Below are 18,484 nucleotides of genomic sequence, written 5' to 3'. Positions count from 1 at the left end.
CCCGTCGGCCCTGGCGCACATTCGGCCGCGGCCGGGGGGCGGTACGGGCTCACGTACCGCTACCGGCCACGGACAGTCGGCTACTTGGCGTGGTGAACCGCGGACTACTTGACGAGGTAACCGCGCAGGTCGCCGAGGACCTGGTTCGCGGCCGTGACGCCGAGCCCCAGGTACCAGGTCTCGTCCGGGACGTCCTTGGCCTGTCCGCTCTTCACGGCGCCGAGCTTCTTCCACAGCGGGTTGCCCTCGGCGGTGGCGCGGTCGGTCTTCTTCGCGTCGCCGTAGACACCGGTGAAGATCCAGTCGGCGTCGGCCTGGTCGATCTTCTCCGGGCTGATCTCGGTGGCGAGGTCCACGACCTGCTGGTTCTTGGGGCGCGGGATGCCGGCGTCGTCGAGGATCGTGCCGATGAAGGACGCCTTCGCGTAGAGGCGGATCATGCCGGGCATGTAGCGCAGCATCGTGACGGTGGGCTTCTTCTCGCCGATGTCCTCGCCGAGCTTCTGTGCCTTCTTCTCGTACGCGGCGAGGTTCGCCTTGGCCTCGGCGGTCTTGTCGAGGGCCGACGCGTTGAGGAGGTAGTTCTCCTTCCACGTGAAGCCGGGGCGGATGGAGAAGACCGTCGGGGCGATCTTGGAGAGCTGCGGATAGAGCTTGGCGGCGCGCAGCTCGCTGCCGAGGATCAGGTCGGGGTGGAGATTGGCGATCGCCTCCAGGTTGAGGGAGTTGATCGTGCCGACGTCCTTGGGGGTGCCCGCCGCCTTCTTCAGGTAGGAGGGGACGCCGTCGTCGCCCTCGGTGGGGGCGTAGCCGACGGGCTTGACGCCGAGCGACGCGACGTTGTCGAGCTCGCCGACGTCGAGGACGACGACCCGCTCGGGCCGCGCCTTGAGCTCGGTCTTGCCCATGGCGTGCTCGATGGTGCGCGGGAACTGTCCGGCCTTGGCGGTCGTGCCCATCTTCGCGGTCCGCGAGGCCGCCTTGGCGAAGTCCTCGCCGCCCTGGGCGACGGCCTTGGAGCCGCTGCCGTTGTCGGACTTGCCGGAGCCGGCGGAGGAGCCGGAGTCCGAGTTGCCCGACCCGCAGGCCGCGAGCGACAGGGCGGCGGCCACGGCGAGGGCTACGGCGGCGGTGCCGCGGGTGCGAGGGCGTGATCGCAGGACCATGGGTGTTCCAGCTCCGAACTTTCGTGGCGTCAGGCCGCCTAAATATGGTTAGGCAAACCTAACATCAGACACTTCCGGGTGTGCCAGCACATCCGACCCACCCTTTTCAGGCAGATACGGACATGGCCACCCTTTGGTGTGAAGCCTGAGCCGCGAGTGCCACGGCAGCGCGTGCGAAAACTAGCTTCGGCTCGGACGAACCGGAGGTGAGTGATCCCCATGACGGCCTTGGCGATCGAGCCCACGACGGAGCCGGAGAGCGGACCGGGCCCGGCGCGCGGACCGGCCCCGGACAGCGGACACGAGCCGGAGAACGGACAGGACCCGGACCCCGAGCCGGGCGCGGCCCCGGACCGGGAGCCCGGGCAGGCACCGGAGCGTGAGCGCGCCTCGGAGTACGAGCGTGCGCCGGAGAGCGGCCCCGTCCCGGACTATGAGCGTGCGTCAGAGAGCGAGCCCGCCCCGGAGTACGGAGACCCGCCCCAGAACCAGCCCGCCCCGGAATACGGGCAAGCCCAAAACGCCGGTCCCCGACAGGACGGCATCCCAGGAGCGGAGTACGGGCGGGCCCCGGACCCCGGCGCAGGACCGGCGACCGCGCAAGCCTCGACCCATCTCCCAGGACCGGCGACCGCGCAACCCTCGACCCCCCGCCCGGAACCGGCGAACGCCCAAGCCCCGGACAGCTCCCCGCGACCCGGGCGCGCCCCCGGCCTCGCTCCCCCCGTCCCCCGTCCCGCCTGTGTCATCACCGCCGACGGGGCCTACGCCGCGCGGCTCGCGTGTGACGGTACGTCCTGGTTTCCCGAGCGGTGGACGCTGGACGGGCCCGAGCCGTACGCGGTGCCGTTGCCGGCGAATCAGCCGGAGGAGCCCGGGACCGAGGTCGCGCCGATGGGCGACGGACGCGTGCTCATCCGGCGTGTGGTGGACGGCCGGCACTCCTTCTCCCTGCTGTATCCGACGGGGCCGAGAACGGGCGAGGTGCCTCTCGGTGCCGTGAGCGGTGGGGAGTTGACGCTGCTTCCGCCGGCGCCGGGCGGCAGATGCGCGTACGCCATCGCCGTCGGCGAACGGTCGACGGCCGTGTGGATGGTCGCGGGCGGGGCGTTCGGGCCCGAGTTCGTGGCCGAGATCCCGGGGCACTGTTCGGGCGGGGTGTGGCTGGACCGCTCGGGCCGGATGCTGGCCCTCGACCGGTCCCTCGACGGGGGTCCCGTCAAGACGGTCGCGGTGGACCTGGGGCGGGGCGGCGAGGTCACGCCGCTGCTCCAGATCGCGGAGTCCAGCGCGGACCGCCTGGTGCTGGCCGATCCGGACAGCGGGCTGCTCCTGATCCGTTCGGACGCGCCGTCGCCGGGCCGAGAACGCCTGGGCTGGGGCGTGCTGGGCTCGACGCTGCCGGTTCGCTTCCCGGAGTGCCTGCGTCTGACCGACTGCGCGGTGACGCCCTTCGCGATCCAGCCGGGTCAGACACTGATGCCGGAGAGCTGTGCGGTGGCGCTGCGGATCGACGGCGCCGCGGGCACCTGGCTGGGTCTGTGGCGGCCCGCCGAGCGCCAGATGCATCAACTCCCGGCGCCACAGGGCTGGCTGGCGGGCTCGGGCTCCTGGACACGTGAAGGCGAGCTGCAACTCCCTTACGCCACCGCGTCGGTGCCCTGCGGGATCGCGCGCACGTCGGTGCCGGAACCCGTGGAGGAAGGGGGGGAACAGGTTCCGCGGACGGTGCCCGAGCCGCCCGCGGCGGCCCGTCCGGTCCCGCTGCAGGAGGCTCCTCTAGCCGGTCTCATGCGACGCGCGCCGGCCGCCGGGACAAGGACGGCACCCGCCGGTTAGACTCGCCCGGCTGTTTGAAGGATCTTGTTACGGGGTGAGTTGTTCGATGGCCGAGACGATGAACGCGGAGATGACCACGGCGGAGTCCAGGGAGGCGGCGGACAGGTCCGCCGGTCCCGGCCGGCACCGTGGTGGCGTGTCCTCGCGGGACGAGAACGCGGCGCCGCACGGCCGGCACCGCAAGGTGCAGTCCGAACAGGGCTGAAACGGCGTGACGGAGGGGCCCGGAACCGTATGGTTCCGGGCCCCTCCGCCATGGGGTCAGGCGTGTTTGAGGCCGAGCACCTCGGCCGCGGCGAATGTCTCGTTCGGCGGCCGGTCCGCGTAGTGCGGGGTGAGCAGCGCGTCCAGCTCCTCGTAACTGAACGCGTCCTTCTCGGTGTCGAACTTGGCGGAGACCTTGGGGCGTTCGACGACGGCGACCATGCCGCCGTGCACGACGAGCAGCTGGCCGTTGACGTTCCCGGCGGCCGGGGACGCGAGGTAGCCGACGAGCGGAGCCACGTGTTCGGGGGCCAGCGGGTCGAGTTCGCCGGCGCCGGGCTCCGCGAAGCCGGCGAAGACGTCCTCGGTCATACGGGTGCGGGCGCGGGGGCAGATGACGTTGGCGGTGACGCCGTACTTGCCGAGGGCGAGGGCCGAGGAGGTCGTCAGGCCGACGATGCCGCCCTTGGCCGCCGCGTAGTTGGGCTGTCCGGCCGAGCCGGCGAGGAACGCCTCGGACGAGGTGTTGACGATGCGGCCGTAGACCGGCGCGCCCGCCGCCTTGGAGCGTGCGCGCCAGTGGACGGACGCGAAGTGGCTCGTGTTGAAGTGGCCCTTGAGGTGGACGCGGATGACCGAGTCCCACTCGTCCTCGCTCATCGAGAAGATCATGCGGTCGCGCAGGATGCCCGCGTTGTTGACGAGGATGTCGAGTTTTCCGTACGTGTCGACGGCCAACTGGACGAGTGCGCGGGCCTGTTCGTGGTCGGCGACGTCGCCGAGGTGGGCGACGGCCTGCCCGCCCGCGGCCCTGATCTCGGCGGCGACCTCCTCGGCCGGGGTGGCGTCGGCGCTGCCGGAGCCGTCGCGGCCCGGCTGTCCGAAGTCGTTCACGACGACGCTCGCGCCGAGCCTGGCCAGTTCGAGCGCCTCCGCCCGGCCGAGGCCGCGGCCCGCGCCGGTGACGATCGCGGACAGGCCCTGAAGCGGCAGTGACTCTGATGCCATCGGGGATCGGGGTCCTCTCTCAGATTTCGATGCAGGTGCGCAGCGCGGTGCCCGTCCGCATCTGGTCGAGGGCTTCGTTGATCTCGGCGAGCTGCACGCGGTGCGTGATGAGGCTCTCCAGGTCGATGCGGCCGGCCCGCCACAGGGCGATGGCCCGCTCGTACGAGGTCAGGACGTCGCCGCCGCCGTACATGGACGGCAGGATCTTCTTCTCGTCGAAGAACAGCTCGAACATGTTGAGCTGGAGGAAGTCGTCGAGGGCGCCCGCGCCGACGATGCACAGGGTGCCGCCGCGCCGCGTCGTCTCGTAGGCGGTGCGGGCCGTGGCGGACTTGCCGACGACCTCGAAGACGTAGTCGAAGCCCTCGCCCGCGGTGATGCGCTGCTTGGCGTCGCCGAGGGCGTCGGGCGCGACGGCCTCGGTGGCGCCGAACTTGAGGGCGGCCTCGCGGCGCGACTCGACGGGGTCCACGGCGATGATCTGCGCGGCGCCCTTGAGCCGGGCGCCCTGGATCGCGGAGATGCCGACGCCGCCGCAGCCGATGACGGCGACGGACGAACCGGCGGCCACGTCCGCGGTGTTGATGGCGGCGCCGAGCCCGGTGGTGACGCCGCAGCCGATGAGGGCCGCGATGTCGAAGGGCACGTCGTCGGGGATGGGCACGGCGCAGCCCGCGTCGACGACGACCTCCTCGGTGAAGGTGCCGGTGCCCGCGAAGCCGAAGACGTCTCCGCCGGGGCGCTTGAAGTTGGGGGTGCCCGCGTTCATGAACCCGGCGAGGCAGAGCTGGGTCTGGCCGCGCTTGCACGCCGGACAGGCGCCGCAGGCCGGGAGCCAGCACACCAGGACGCGGTCGCCGGGCTTGACGTTCGTGACTCCGTCGCCGACGTCGAGGATCTCGCCCGCGCCCTCGTGGCCGGGGATGAAGGGGGCGGGCTGCGGCAGCACGCCGTTCATCGCGGACACGTCGGAGTGGCACAGGCCGGTGGCCCTGACCCTGATCTTCACCTTGCCGGGGCCGAAGCCCACCGCCTCGACGTCGTCGAGTACCTCGAGTTTGTCCTGGCCTATCTCGTGCAGTACGGCTGCGCGCATGGCGTGCGGCTCCTCTCCCGAAGGGTCCCGATGGGGTCAGGCGTGTTCGACGATGGTGTCGGCGAGTACGGGCGCCTCGTCCCGTTCGACGGCGGTGACCGTGACCTGGATCCGGCCCTCGGAGCGCCACATCCTCATCCGCAGCGTCTCGCCCGGGAAGACGACCCCGGTGAACCGCGTCGCGTAGGACCGCACGCGGGACACATCGCCGTCGAGGAGCGTGTCGACGACGGCCTTGAGCGTCATGCCGTACGAGCACAGGCCGTGCAGGATGGGCCGGTCGAAGCCGGCGAGCTTGGCGAACTCCGGGTCGGCGTGCAGGGGGTTCCAGTCCCCGGAGAGCCGGTACAGGAGCGCCTGGTCCTCGCGGACGGGGCGGTCGACGGTGCGGTCGGGTTCGCCGGTGGGTGCCTCGACGCGGGCGGAGGGTCCGCGGTCGCCGCCGAAGCCGCCCTCGCCGCGGACGAAGATCTGCGCGTCGCTGGTCCACAGGGGACCGTCCGCGTCGGCGACCTCGGTGCGCAGGACGAGGATGGCGGCCTTGCCCTTGTCGTAGACGGCGGCGACGCGTGAGGTGGAGGTCGCGCCGCCCTTCACGGGGATGGGGCGGTGCAGTTCGACGCTCTGGCCGCCGTGCAGGACGTGGGCGAGGTTGACCTCGATGCCGGGCGCCGAGAGGCCGCCGACGACGCCCATTCCGGCGCCTGCGACGGTGGCGAAGCTGGGCAGGACGTGCAGCCGGGACTCGAGGGTGTAGCGCAGCTCGTCGGGGTCGGTGGCGGGGGTGCCCGCGCCGAGGCCGAGGTGGTAGAGCTGGATGTCCTTGTGGTCCCAGGTGATCTCGCCGGACCGGGGTTCGGCGGCTACGGCCTTGGCGGCGTCGATCGGCATCAGACAGAGACTCCTTGTGCGGGGAAGACCTCGGTGCGGCCGTCCGCACCGTCGGTCGCACCGAGGTCGTTGCTGGGCCGGAGGAACTCTGGTGGAACGCCACGCGCCCGTTCTAGAACGCGTTCCAGTCCGGCGATCCCATGTATAGCCAAGACCACGACAGTTGGGAAGACTCCTGACGCCATGTCAGATCCGGTCGGCGGGCGGCCGGGCCGGACGGCCGTGACATTTGTACTGCCCGGCTCCGTACAACCGGCATCTGCCGCGCAAGGCCCCCGGCCCGTAGCGTCCTTGCCATGACGACGACAGACGGGACACCGGTGGCCGTGTCCTTCGCGGGGGCGGTCAAGACATTCGGCGCGGTGCGCGCCGTCGACGGGGTCGATCTGGAGATCCGGCGCGGCGAGACCGTCGCCCTGCTCGGCCGCAACGGCGCGGGCAAGTCCTCCACGATCGCCCTCCTGCTGGGCCTCGACACCCCGGACGAGGGCACGGTCTCGCTCTTCGGCACCACGCCGGAGGAGGCGGTGCGCGCGGGGCAGGTCGGCGCGATGCTCCAGGAGGGCCGCGCGGTCCCCCGGGTCACGGTCCGTGAGCTGGTCTCCTTCGTGGCGGGCCGCTACCCGGCGCCGATGCCCGTCGCCGACGCGCTCGCGCTGGCCGGCATCGAGGAGCTCGCGCAGCGGCGCGTCGACAAGCTGTCCGGCGGCCAGACCCAGCGGGTGCGGTTCGCCGTGGCCCTGGCCGGAAACCCGGCCCTGCTCGTGCTCGACGAACCGACGGCCGCCCTCGACGTGGAGGCACGGCACGCGTTCTGGGAGTCGATGCGGGCCTACGCGCGGCGTGGCCACACGGTGCTCTTCTCCACGCACTACCTGGAGGAGGCCGACGCGCACGCCGACCGCATCGTGGTCATCGACCACGGCAAGGTCGTCGCGGTCGGCAGCGGCGAGGAGCTGAAGCGGGCCGCGGGCGGCAGCCTCGTCTCGTTCGACCTGGCCGGGCGCGGCACAAAGGGCCTGTCGCTGCTGCCGGGCGTGACGGCCGTGGAGGTCCGGGGGGACCGGGCCAGGCTGCGTACGGACGACTCGGACGCGACGGTGATCGCGCTGGCCGGAATGAACGCGATCCGGGGTCTCGAGGTCGCCCCGGCCTCGCTCGACGACGCGTTCATGGCGCTGACGAGCGGTTCGGTCGGCCGCTCGGGCAGCGCTGCCGACAGCGGTTCGGACCACCGTCCCGGCAGTGGTTCCGACACGGATCTGGAGACGGTTCGGTGATCGACTACATCAGGCTCGAAGTGCGCAGGACCCTGCGCGACACCATGTTCGTGATCTTCGGCGTCGGGATGCCGGTGCTGATGTACCTGCTGTTCACCAACCTCGGCGAGAACGACCCCGAGTGGAGGACGGTCTCCATGGTCGGCATGGCCGCCTACGGCGCGGTGGGCTCGGCCCTCAACACCGGCGGCGGGGTCGCCGAGGACAAGACGATCGGGTGGCTGCGGCAGCTGCGGGTCACCCCGATGACGCCGCGCCAGGTGGTGGCGGGCCGTGCCCTGACGGGGTCGGTGACGGTGCTGCCGTCGATCGCGGCGGTGCTCCTCGCGGGCGGCCTGGTCAACGGGGTGCGGCTGGACGTGTGGCAGTGGGCGGTCATCGCGCTGCTGCTGTGGCTCGGCTCGATCCCCTTCACCCTGCTCGGGCTCGGCAACGGCTACCGGCTGACCGCGCAGACCACGGGTGTCGCGAACATGGTGTGCAACCTGGGGCTCTCCGTACTCGGCGGCCTGTGGTTCCCGGTCGCGCTCTTCCCCGGGTGGCTGCGGTCCGTGTCGTCGTACACGCCGACGAACCGGTTCGCGCAGCTCGGCACGGCCGTCGCCGACGGTCACGCGCCGTCGGCCGCCGCTGTCGCGGTCCTCGTCGCCTGGCTGCTGGCCTTCGGTTCGTACGCTGTGGTGTCGTACCGCAGGGCCGCGCGGACCGTCTGAACGGGGAGCTGGGGATCCATGGCCTGGAAGCACCGAGTCACCTGCCGGATGTTCGAGCTGCGGGACGCCCGCCGGGAGTGGAAGGCGGACCGGGACGTCTGGAAGGCGGAGTGGCGGGCCCGGGACAGGGACGCGAAGAACGGCGGGGCGCCTCAGGGCGGGCCCATGGGTCCGCCGCCGAACGGATTCGCGCTGCTGCCCTGGCTCCTGATGGGGCTCGGCGCCTTCTCGAACCTCCTCCAGGGCAAGACGGCCAACCCCTGGATCGGCGGCATCGGCCTGTTCGTCTTCAACAGCCTGTACATCTCGGTCGTGTTCCAGGCATTCGACAAGAGGCGGCGCGAGGCCCGCTACACGCTCCTGGCGCTGATCGCGATGGGCCTGCTCACCTGCGGGCTCGCGATCACCTACGGCGGCAGCTGGCTGATGTTCTTCCCGCTGCTCGGTCTGGCGACGGGCGCCGTCGTGCGGGGCCGCCGCCTCGGCCAGGTCGCCCTCGGCCTGAGCGCGCTCGCCGGGACCATCGGCGGAATCAAGGAGGGCTGGGACGCGCTCAACATCGCGTACGGCACGTTCCTGTCCACGATGGTGACCGCCGCGATCCTCTCCCTGGCCGAGGCCGTACGTGAACTGCGCGCCGCCCGCGAGGAGTTGGCGCACCGCGCGGTGGAGCGGGAGCGGCTGCGGTTCTCCCGCGATCTGCACGACCTGCTCGGGCACACGCTGTCCGTGATCGTCGTGAAGTCGGAGGCGGCCCGCCGGCTCGCCCACCGCGACCTCGACGCCGCGCTCACGCAGGTGTCCGACATCGAGTCCGTCGGCCGGCAGGCGCTGACCGAGATCCGTGAGGCCGTCACCGGCTACCGCGAGGGCAGTCTCACCACCGAGCTCGACCGGGCCCGCTCGGCGCTCACGGCGGCCGGGATCGAGCCCGTCGTGCGCCAGTCGGGCCCACCGCTCGCCGCGCAGACGGAGGCGCTGCTCGGCTGGGTGGTGCGGGAGGCCGTCACGAACGCGGTGCGCCACAGCGGGGCGGCGCGCTGCGAGATCTCCGTCGACGGCACCCCGGAGCGTGTGCGGCTCAGGGTCCACGACAACGGGCGCGGCGCCGCCGCCGAGCCGCCGGAGCCCGGCATCGGCGGCACTGGCCTGCGGGGCCTGGCCGAGCGGCTCGGCGCTGCGGGCGGCTCGCTGGAGGCGGGCCCGGCCGCGCGCGGCTTCACGGTCGCGGCGGAACTCCCCGTCCTGCCGGGCGGCGCGGAGGCGGACGCGATGCTGGAGCCGGAACGCGCCGGGTGACGGCGTGCGGGGCGCTCTACCCTGGGCCCGTGAACGAGATGCCCCGGGATCACCGGCCCGCGAAGTCCGTACGAGTACTCCTCGCCGAGGACCAGGGCATGATGCGGGGCGCTCTCGCGCTGCTGCTCGGCCTGGAGGAGGACATCGAGGTCGTCGCGCAGGTGGCGACGGGTGACGCGATCGTCGACAGGGCGCTGGAGACGCGGCCCGATGTGGCGCTGCTCGACATCGAACTGCCGGGCCGCAGCGGTCTGGACGCGGCGGCCGACCTGCGCGAGGAGTGCCCGGACTGCCGGGTCCTGATCCTGACGACGTTCGGCAGGCCGGGCTATCTGCGCCGGGCGATGGAGGCGGGCGCGGCCGGATTCCTGGTCAAGGACGGGCCGGTGGAGGATCTCGCGGAGGCCGTCCGGCGGGTCCTGCGCGGCGAGACGGTCATCGACCCGGCGCTCGCGGCGGCGGCGCTGAGCGCGGGCCCAAACCCGCTGACGGCCCGCGAGTGCGATGTCCTGAAGGCGTCGGTGGACGGTGCGACGGTCTCCGACATCGCGGGCAGGCTGCATCTGTCGGAGTCGACCGTGCGCAACTATCTGTCCTCGGCCATCGGCAAGACAGGCACCCGTAACCGCATGGAGGCGTTGCGGGAGGCGCGTCAGCAGGGGTGGCTGTGACGGCCTGTGGCCCTCTCAACTCGCGGGCTGCCGGGCCTCCTTCGCGCGCGGCATCCACGTCACCAGCAGCACCACCGCGACCAGCAGGATTCCCGCACCCCACCGGAACGCGGCCGCGTACCCGTCGGTGAGGTCCTCGGGCCCGGTTCCCCCGGCGGAGCGGTCGGCCGCCACGGTGGACAGGATCGCGAGGCCGAGCGAACCGCCCAGCGTCCGCGAGGTGTTGACGAGTCCGGACACCAGACCGGCGTCCCCGGGCGCGGCGCCCGAGGTGGCGAGCGAGGCCAGGGGGGTCATCGCGAGTCCGGCGCCCGCCATCATCACCATGCCCGGCAGCATGATCCCGGTGACGTAACCGCCGTGCGGCCCCATCGTCGACTGCCAGGTGAACCCGGCGGCCGTGATGAGGACGCCGGACACGGCGACGGCCCGCGCGCCGGCGCGGCGCATCAGGCGCGGGGCGATCTTGGATCCGGCGACGACGGCGAGCGAGCTGGGCACGAGGGCGAGGCCGGCCTCGATCGGGGTGTAGCCGAGGACGTTCTGCGCGTACAGGGTCATGAAGAACCACATCGCGAAGCTGCCCATCCCGCACACGAACATCGCCGCGTTGGCCGCCGCGACCGCGCGGACCCGGAACAGGCCGAGCGGCATCAGCGGGAGCCGCGTGCGTGCCTCGACGGCGAGGAACGTCACGATCAGCGCGAGGGCGACGCCGAGCGGCACCAGGGTCGCGGCGGAGCTCCAGCCCTCGGCCTCGGTCTGCACGACCCCGTACGCGAGGGTCGCGGTGCCCGCCGTGACGAGGACGGCGCCCGGCAGGTCGAGGCGCCGCTCGCCGCCGGCCTTCGACTCCTGGATCCAGCGGGCGGCGGCCATGAACACCAGGGCGCCCAGGGGGACGTTGATCAGCAGCACCCAGCGCCAGTCGAGGCCCTCGGTGAGCACGCCGCCGACGAGGCCGCCGGCCGCGCCGCCGCCCGCGCCGACGGCGGTCCAGGTCGCGATGGCCCGGGCGCGGGCGGCGCCCTCGGGGACGGCGGACGTCAGGATGGTGAGCGTGGACGGCGCGAGGACCGCGGCGCCGAGTCCCTGGACGGCGCGGGCGGCGAGGAGCTGCCAGCCCTCCTGGGCGAGGCCGCCCACGAGAGAGGCGAGCGTGAAGAGCCCGAGCCCCACGAGGAACATCCGCTTGCGCCCGAACAGGTCGCCGGCCCGCCCGCCGAGCAGCAGGAACCCGGCGAACGCGATCGAGTAGGCGTTGACCACCCATTGCAGCCCGGTGGCGCTGAGCCCCAGGTCCGCGCGCATGGACGGCAGGGCGACGTTGACGACGGAGACGTCGAGGACGACGAGGAACTGTCCGGCGCAGGCGGCCGCCACAATGAGCCAGGTGGGCGGCGCGGCCTCGCGGGATATCGCGATGTCGGCAGGGGCTTCAAGCATGAGTGTCATGGTCTCAGCCCGCTGTCGGTCCGTACATCAGGATTTCGGCGCACCCGGTACTGGTCCCCTGGGACTACGACGGGACTAGGACCTGCGCAGCATGGTCACGACGGCGGCGCCGCCGAGTCCAATGTTGTGGGCGAGTCCGACGCGGGCGTCCGCGACCTGGCGCGCGCCGGCCTCGCCCCTCAGCTGCCAGGTCAGCTCGGCCGCCTGCGCGATACCGGTCGCGCCGAGCGGGTGGCCCTTGGAGATGAGGCCGCCGGAGGGGTTCACGACCCAGCGTCCGCCGTACGTCGTCGCACCCTCCTCGACGAGCTTGCCGGAGGCGCCCGGAGCGCACATGCCGAGCGCCTCGTAGGTGAGCAGTTCGTTGACGGAGAAGCAGTCGTGCAGCTCGATCACGTCGACGTCCTCGATGCCGAGTCCGGACGCCTCGTAGACGCGGGTGGCGGCGGCGCGTGACATGGGCTGTCCGACGACGTCGATGCAGGAGCCGGAGGCGAAGGACTCCCCCGTGTCGGTCGTCATGGCCTGCGCGGCGATCTCCACGGCCTTGTCGCCGAGGTCGTGGAGTTCGACGAACCGCTCCGACACGACGACGGCCGCCGCCGCGCCGTCCGAGGTGGGCGAGCACTGGAGCTTGGTGAGCGGCGCGTGGATGGTCTTCGCGGCGAGGATCTCGTCGACGGTGTACGGGTCCTGGAACTGGGCGTACGGGTTGTTCACGGAGTGCCGGTGGTTCTTGGCCCCGACGGCGGCGAGCTGGGCCTCGGTCGTGCCGTACTTCTCCATGTGCTCGCGGGCCGCGTCGCCGAAGATCTGGGCGGTGGGCGGGGACATCTCGAAGCCGTGCTTCGCGGCCATGATGCCGTAGTGCCGGGCGACCGGTGAGGTCTTGAAGTCGCCGCCGTCGGCTCCCCCGCCGAGCGCGCCGCGCTGCATCTTCTCGAAGCCGAGCGCCAGCACGCAGTCGTTGAGGCCGCCCTCGACGAACTGGCGGGCGAGCATCAGCGCGCTCGAACCCGTCGCGCAGTTGTTGTTGACGTTGTAGACGGGGACGCCGGTCAGGCCGAGTTCGTAGACCGCGCGCTGCCCGGCGGTCGAGGCCTGGAAGCAGTAGCCGACGGGGACCTGCTCCACGTCCTCGTAAGAGATCCCGGCGTCGTCGAGGGCCTTGGTCCCGGCCTCTTTCGCCATGTCCCAGTACTGCCAGTCGCGGCTCTCGGGCTTCTCGAACCTGGTCATCCCGACGCCGACTATGTACGCCTTGCCCATGGAAACGGCCTCCTGCCAGTATCTGACGAGTCGTCAGATACTGGCAGGAGCGGGCCGCCGAGGGAAGGGCTTCCCCGGCTTCCGGGACGGCCGGGCGCCTAGCGGAAGGCCGCGTGACCCGTGAGCGCCTGGCCGAGCGCCAGTGTGTGCATCTCCGTCGTGCCCTCGTAAGTGAGCACGGACTCGAGGTTGTTGGCGTGACGGATCACCGGGTACTCCAGCGAGATGCCGTTGGCGCCGAGGATCGTGCGGGCGGTGCGGCAGATCTCGATGGCCTCACGCACGTTGTTCAGCTTGCCGAAGCTGATCTGCGCCGGGTGGACACCGGCGGGCGAGTCCTTCAGGTCGGCCAGGCGCAGCGCCGTCAGCGTCGCCTTGTGGAGTTCGAGCGCCATGTCGACGAGCTTTTGCTGCGTGAGCTGGAACGCGGCGATCGGCTTGCCGAACTGCTCGCGCTGGCCCGCGTAGTCGGCGGCCGCCTGCCAGGCCGAGCGCGCGGCGCCGGTGACGCCCCACACGATGCCGTAGCGCGCCTCGTTCAGGCAGGTCAGCGGCGCGCCCACGCCGCGCGCCTCGGGGAGCCGGGCGGACGCGGGCAGGCGTACGCCGTCGAGGACCAGCTCGCTGGTCACGCTCGCCCGCAGCGACATCTTGTGCTTGATCAGCGGCGCCGAGAAGCCGGGGGTGTCGGTGGGCACGACGAAGCCGCGCACGCCGTCCTCGGTCTGCGCCCAGACGACGGCGACGGCCGCGACCGAGCCGTTCGTGATCCACATCTTGCGGCCGTCCAGGATCCAGTCGTCGCCGTCACGCCGCGCACGCGTCGTCATGGACGACGGGTCGGAGCCGTGGTCGGGCTCGGTCAGACCGAAGCAGCCGATGGCCTCGCCCGCCGCCATGCGCGGCAGCCACTCCTGCTTCTGCTCCTCGGAGCCGAAGCGGTGGATCGCGAACATGGCCAGGGAACCCTGCACGGACACGAAGGAGCGCAGGCCCGAGTCCGTCGCCTCCAGCTCGCGGCACGCGATGCCGTACGCGCGGGCGGACATGCCCGCGCACCCGTAGCCCTCCAGGTGCATGCCGAGCAGGCCCATCTTGCCGAATTCGCGGGCGAGTTCGGGCAGGGCGGGCAGCTCCCCGCTCTCGAACCACTCGGCGATGTGCGGCTCGACCTTGTCGTCGAGGTACTGACGGACCGTGTCGCGCACGGCCCGCTCCTCGTCGGTGAGGAGCGCTTCGAGGTTCAGCGGGTCGACGGGGTCGAGGGCGGCGAACGGCATGATCAGGCTCCTTGAGGGTGGTCGAGCAGGCGGTCGATGGCGGACTCGTCGTAGCCGAGTTCGGTGAGTATGTCCCGGCTGTGCAGGCCGAGGGTGGGCGGGGCGGTGCGCACCGCCGGGCGCTCGCCGCGGAAGGTGACGGGGAAGGCGACCTGCTGGAGCGGGCCCACGTCGGGGTGGTCGACCTTCTGGACCATGCCGAGCGCCTCGGTCTGCGGGCAGTCGTAGACCTCGTCGAGGGTGCGGATCGGTGCGACGGGGACGCCGCGCGGCTTCAGCAGGGCGCACCAGTTGGCCACGGTGTCGTCGACGAGGACGGACTCCAGCTTGGCGTTGAGGGCCGTGCGGTGCGTGACACGGTCCCGGTTGGTGGCGAAGCGCGGGTCGTCGGCCCACTCCGGGTGGCCGAGCGCCTCGCTCAGCCTGCGGAAGAGGCCGTCGCTGCCGACGGCGATCACGAAGTGCCCGTCGGACGCCGGGTAGGCCTGGTACGGGACGAGGCTCGGGTGGCCGGAGCCGAGGCGGGTGGGGCGCTCCCCGGTGGCGAAGTAGCCGGTCGCCCAGTTGATGTGCAGGGCGAGCTGGGACTCGTACAGGGAGGTCGTGACGTACTGGCCGATGCCCGTGCGCTCGCGTTCGACGAGTGCCGCGTTGACGCCGATGAGGCCGAAGAGGGCGGCGCCCAGGTCACCCATCGCGTAACCGGCCTTCACGGGCGGCCCGTCGGGTTCGCCGGTCAGGGACATCAGGCCGGCCGACGCCTGCGCCACCATGTCGTAGCCGGGCTCGTCGCGCAGCGGGCCCGTGTCGCCGAACGCGGAGATGTGGAGGATGACCAGCCGGGGGTAGCGCTCGCTGAGTTCGCGGTAGTCGAAGACGCGGGCGAGCGAGCTTCCGGGGCGGAAGTTCTCCACCATCACGTCCGCGTCGGCGAGCATGCGGTGGACGGCCTCCTGTCCCTCGGGAGACTTGAGGTCGAGGGTGACGGAGCGCTTGTTGCGGTTCGCGGCCAGGTAGTAGGTCGCGTCGGGGCCGTTGAACGGCGGGCCCCAGGCGCGCGTCGGGTCGCCGCCGTCGGGGTGCTCGACCTTGATGACGTCGGCTCCGAGGTCGGCGAGCGACATCGTGACGTAGGGCCCGGCGAGGATCTTGGACAGGTCCACGACCTTCATTCCGGCCAGCGGGGCGGCGGGGCGGGGCTGCTCAGGCATGTGCGGCGGGCTCCTTCACGGTGTTCTCCTCCGCCGGGGTCTCCTCGGCCGAAGAGAGCGGGACCTGTCCACCCTCGGCCAGTTCGGCCAGGCGGTCCAGTGCGGCGCGGGGCGGGGTGTCCGGGTCGTCGAGGAGCGCGGTGCAGGTGCGGGCGACGAGGAGCGCGCGGCCGTTGCCCGTGGCCTCCGCCTCGTGGGAGGCCTGGTCGTACAGGAGGGTCTCCATGACGGCGCGCGTGAGCTCGTCGGCGTACCGGCCGATCCTCATCTCCTGTTCGTCGGCGGGGAGTTCGAGGAGCGCGTCGCCCTTCCTGCGCAGCAGCTCCCAGCGGTCCCGCGTCTCGGCGCGTCCGCCGTACGCGCCGGCGAGGGTGCGGTGGGCGCCCTGGCGGCGCATGCAGCGCAGCACGTCGAGCGCGATGACGTTCGAGGAGCCCTCCCAGATGGAGCCGAGGTGCGCGTCGCGCACGAGCCGGGGGTTGACCCAGTCCTCGATGTAGCCGTTGCCGCCGCGGATCTCCATGGCCTCACCGGTGACGGTCCGGGCGCGCTTGCACAGGGTGTACTTGGCGAGCGGGGTGAGGACGCGGACGAGCTCGCGGGCCACCCCTTCTTCACCACGGGCGGCCTCTTCGTCGGCGGCCGTCAGACGGGCGGCCGCCTCCAGGACGAGCGCGAGCGCCCCCTCCGTGTCGATGATCATCGGCAGGAGCGTGGCCCGCATCAGGGGCTGTTCGAAGAGCGGCTTGCCGAAGACGTGGCGTACGCGGGTGTGGTCGACGGACTCGCGGACGGCGCGGCGCATCAGGGCCGTGGCGCGCATGGCGTTGGACAGGCGGGAGACGTTGAGCATCTCGGCCATCTGCCGGAATCCGTCGGCGAGTTGGCCGACCGGCGTCGCGTACGCCTCTTCGAGGGTGACCTCGCCGCTCGCGATGGACTTCGAGCCGAGCTTGTCCTTGAGGCGGTCGATGCGGATCGCGTTGCGGGTGCCGTCGGGGCGCAGGCGCGGGACGAGGAACATGCCGAGGCCGCGGGTGCCGTCGCCCTGGCCGGGGACGCGAGCGAGGGTGAGGATCACGTCGGCGCCCGGGTTGGAGGCGAACCACTTCTTGCCGGTGAGCGTCCAGTGCGCGCCCCGGTCGGTGGCCACGGTCTCCGTCAGGCCGACGTCCGTGCCGCCCTGCCTCTCCGTCATGAACATCGCGCCGGTGGCCCGCAGTTCCGGGTCGGTGGAGGAGAGCGCGGCGATCTCGGCCGCGTACCGCTCGGGGTCGAACAGGCGCAGGATGCGGGCGGCCGAGTCCGTCATGGACAGCGGGCAGGCCATGCCGAACTCGGACTGCACATAAAGGTAGGACAGGGCGTACTTGACGGTGTGCGGGACCTTGGACGGCCAGCCGTGGACGCCGGGGCGGTGCGACATCGCGGCGAGCCCGAACTCCTCGTAGGCGATGGCGGCGGCGCGGTCGTGGGCCGGGTGGTACGCGATCTCGTCGACGCGTTCACCGCCGGGCGCGTACTGGACCAGGCGGGGCGGGTTGGCGTCGGCGAGCGCGGCCTGTCGGTCGAGGTCGCCGGCCGCGAGCGCGCCGAGTTCGGTCAGGAGCGGCTCGACACGGGCCCGGTCGTCGGCGGACAGGACACGGTCGAGAAAGGGGCGCAGCGCGGGGTCGCGGTCGGCGTAGTTCATCGGGGGATCACTCCGGGTCAGGCGTGGGAGGCGGTGCGGGTGGTGACGGCGGCCGGCTCCGGCGCAGCGGCGGTACGGGCGAGCAGCGGCAGGACACCGACGAGGGTCACGAGGGTGTAGCCGAGGCCGAGCGCGACGACGGGCCAGATCGAGCCGGTGGAGTTGAGCAGGTACTGGGAGACGATCGGCGCGGTCCCGGCGAACAGCGTCGTGCACAGCTGGTACGAGAGGGACATGCCGGTGTAGCGGACCTCGACGGGGAAGACCCGGGCGAGGATGCCGGCGAGCGCCGCGTAGTACATGGCGTGCGGGAAGGTGGCGAGGCCCATGCCGAGGACTGCCAGCCAGAAGTTCCCGGTCCCGACGAGGACGAACATCAGTGGCAGCACGACGAATTCGGGCAGCAGCATCCACAACACGGCCTTGCGCACGGGCCACTTGCTCGCGAGGACCGCGCCGAAGGGCTGCACGACGACCTGGACGACCAGCGCGAGCGAGATGACGGTCAGGAACGACGTGCGGTCGAAGCCGAGGTCGGAGGTGGCCCAGGACAGGGCGAAGGTCGTCTTGACGTAGGTGATGGCGACCCCGGCCGTGCCGGCGAGCACACCGAGCAGGACCAGCATCGGCGAGCGGGTCAGGACGTCCTTGATCGGCAGCTTGGACGTCTGCTTGCGCTCCAGGGCCGCGGCCATCTCGGGGGTCTCGGCGAGCCGCAGGCGGATGAACAGGCCGACGGCGACGAGTACGGCGGAGAAGAGGAACGGGACGCGCCAGCCCCAGGACTCGAAGGCGGCGTCGGGGAGCTGGGCGATGCCGAGGAAGGCGAGCGTGGCGAGAAGGTTGCCGACGGGCGAGCCCTGCTGGGCGAACGCCCCGTACAAAAGCTTGCGCCTGGGCGGGGCGTACTCGGTGGCGATGAGGACGGCGCCGCCCCACTCGCCACCCATCGCGACGCCCTGGATCATGCGCAGCAGCACGAGGAGGACGGGCGCGGCGGCGCCTATCTGGGCGTAGCCCGGGAGCAGCCCGACGCAGAAGGTGGCGGCGCCCATCATGGTGAGCGTGGTGACGAGGGCCTTCTTGCGGCCGTAGCGGTCGCCGAAGTGGCCGAAGATCAGGCCGCCGAGGGGGCGGGCCAGGAAGCCGACCCAGAAAGTGGCGAAGGCGGCGAGAGTACCTACGGCCGGCGAGGCCTCGGCGAAGAAGATCTTGCCGAGGACCAGAGCGGATGCGGAGCCGTAGATGTAGAAGTCGAACCACTCGATGGTGGTGCCGACGAAGGCGGTGACACCGGCGCGGCGGGCGTCACGGGCCTGGGTTGCGCTGACCCCGGGGACTGGGGCGTCGTGCTGCATGACGAGCGTCCTCTCGTAGCGGCATCCCGCTGGGAGGGGACGGGCCGGAGG

16 protein-coding genes are annotated in these 18,484 nt (G+C 71.9%); 6 read left to right on the top strand and 10 right to left on the bottom strand.

The window, feature by feature from the left end:
- Positions 1-104: 104 nt before the first annotated feature.
- A complete protein-coding gene (locus ACZ67T_RS04830) occupies positions 105-1,166 on the bottom strand; it encodes an ABC transporter substrate-binding protein (RefSeq protein ID WP_469981570.1) in 1,062 nt (353 codons plus the stop codon).
- A 543-nt stretch (positions 1,167-1,709) separates the two neighbouring features.
- Here ACZ67T_RS04830 and ACZ67T_RS04825 point away from each other — a divergent pair.
- Both ACZ67T_RS04825 and ACZ67T_RS04820 read left to right on the top strand, forming a co-directional pair.
- Entirely contained in the window at positions 1,710-3,005 is a 1,296-nt protein-coding gene (locus tag ACZ67T_RS04825) for a hypothetical protein (protein ID WP_469982253.1), read from the top strand.
- A gap of 46 nt (positions 3,006-3,051) precedes the next feature.
- Positions 3,052-3,210 (top strand): hypothetical protein, encoded by a 159-nt coding sequence (locus ACZ67T_RS04820; RefSeq protein WP_356272891.1) that lies wholly within the window; start codon positions 3,052-3,054, stop codon positions 3,208-3,210.
- Between the two features lie 56 nt (positions 3,211-3,266).
- Here the strand turns inward: ACZ67T_RS04820 and ACZ67T_RS04815 are convergent, their stop codons facing one another.
- From ACZ67T_RS04815 to ACZ67T_RS04805, 3 genes are read right to left on the bottom strand one after another with little or no spacing between them, the layout of a single operon-like run.
- Positions 3,267-4,217: a 3-oxoacyl-ACP reductase gene (locus ACZ67T_RS04815; RefSeq protein ID WP_469981569.1), complete on the bottom strand. Its 951-nt coding sequence runs from the start codon at positions 4,215-4,217 to the stop codon at positions 3,267-3,269.
- 19 nt (positions 4,218-4,236) lie between these two features.
- Positions 4,237-5,313 carry a Zn-dependent alcohol dehydrogenase gene (locus tag ACZ67T_RS04810; RefSeq protein ID WP_469981568.1) on the bottom strand — a complete coding sequence of 359 codons (1,077 nt, stop codon included), beginning with the start codon at positions 5,311-5,313 and terminating at the stop codon, positions 4,237-4,239.
- Between the two features lie 36 nt (positions 5,314-5,349).
- The gene (locus tag ACZ67T_RS04805) at positions 5,350-6,204 is read right to left on the bottom strand and encodes a MaoC/PaaZ C-terminal domain-containing protein (protein ID WP_469981567.1); all 855 of its coding nucleotides are present in this window, start codon (positions 6,202-6,204) and stop codon (positions 5,350-5,352) included.
- 296 nt (positions 6,205-6,500) lie between these two features.
- Here ACZ67T_RS04805 and ACZ67T_RS04800 point away from each other — a divergent pair, with 296 nt between their 5' ends.
- Genes ACZ67T_RS04800 through ACZ67T_RS04785 form a run of 4 tightly spaced genes read left to right on the top strand, consistent with a single transcriptional unit; the run spans position 6,501 to position 10,167 of the window.
- Entirely contained in the window at positions 6,501-7,484 is a 984-nt protein-coding gene (locus ACZ67T_RS04800; RefSeq protein WP_469981566.1) for an ABC transporter ATP-binding protein, read from the top strand.
- Positions 7,481-8,197, top strand: a complete 717-nt coding sequence (locus ACZ67T_RS04795) for an ABC transporter permease (RefSeq protein ID WP_469981565.1) — start codon at positions 7,481-7,483, stop codon at positions 8,195-8,197. The genes ACZ67T_RS04800 and ACZ67T_RS04795 overlap by 4 nt, the downstream gene beginning before the upstream one ends.
- An 18-nt stretch (positions 8,198-8,215) precedes the next feature.
- Positions 8,216-9,496 carry a sensor histidine kinase gene (locus tag ACZ67T_RS04790; RefSeq protein WP_469981564.1) on the top strand — a complete coding sequence of 427 codons (1,281 nt, stop codon included), beginning with the start codon at positions 8,216-8,218 and terminating at the stop codon, positions 9,494-9,496.
- 38 nt (positions 9,497-9,534) lie between these two features.
- Positions 9,535-10,167, top strand: a complete 633-nt coding sequence (locus tag ACZ67T_RS04785; RefSeq protein ID WP_469982252.1) for a response regulator — start codon at positions 9,535-9,537, stop codon at positions 10,165-10,167.
- A 15-nt stretch (positions 10,168-10,182) separates the two neighbouring features.
- On the opposite strand, the gene ACZ67T_RS04780 is transcribed toward ACZ67T_RS04785, so the two are convergent.
- From ACZ67T_RS04780 to ACZ67T_RS04755, 6 genes are all read right to left on the bottom strand, one after another.
- Positions 10,183-11,622, bottom strand: a complete 1,440-nt coding sequence (locus tag ACZ67T_RS04780) for an MFS transporter (protein WP_469981563.1) — start codon at positions 11,620-11,622, stop codon at positions 10,183-10,185.
- Positions 11,623-11,697: 75 nt separating this feature from the next.
- Entirely contained in the window at positions 11,698-12,891 is a 1,194-nt protein-coding gene (locus ACZ67T_RS04775) for a lipid-transfer protein (protein WP_469981562.1), read from the bottom strand.
- A 98-nt stretch (positions 12,892-12,989) separates the two neighbouring features.
- Positions 12,990-14,171 carry an acyl-CoA dehydrogenase family protein gene (locus ACZ67T_RS04770; protein ID WP_469981561.1) on the bottom strand — a complete coding sequence of 394 codons (1,182 nt, stop codon included), beginning with the start codon at positions 14,169-14,171 and terminating at the stop codon, positions 12,990-12,992.
- Between the two features lie 2 nt (positions 14,172-14,173).
- A complete protein-coding gene (locus tag ACZ67T_RS04765; protein WP_469981560.1) occupies positions 14,174-15,382 on the bottom strand; it encodes a CaiB/BaiF CoA transferase family protein in 1,209 nt (402 codons plus the stop codon).
- On the bottom strand, positions 15,375-17,075 hold the full coding sequence (locus tag ACZ67T_RS04760) for an acyl-CoA dehydrogenase family protein (protein ID WP_469981559.1): 1,701 nt from the start codon (positions 17,073-17,075) through the stop codon (positions 15,375-15,377). Before ACZ67T_RS04760 ends, ACZ67T_RS04765 begins: the two co-directional genes overlap by 8 nt.
- Positions 17,076-17,092: 17 nt before the next feature.
- A complete protein-coding gene (locus ACZ67T_RS04755; protein WP_469981558.1) occupies positions 17,093-18,433 on the bottom strand; it encodes an MFS transporter in 1,341 nt (446 codons plus the stop codon).
- Positions 18,434-18,484: the final 51 nt, after the last annotated feature.

The organism is Streptomyces sp. NPDC107517, from assembly GCF_055582645.1.
This window is presented reverse-complemented; position numbering and strand designations above follow the sequence as displayed.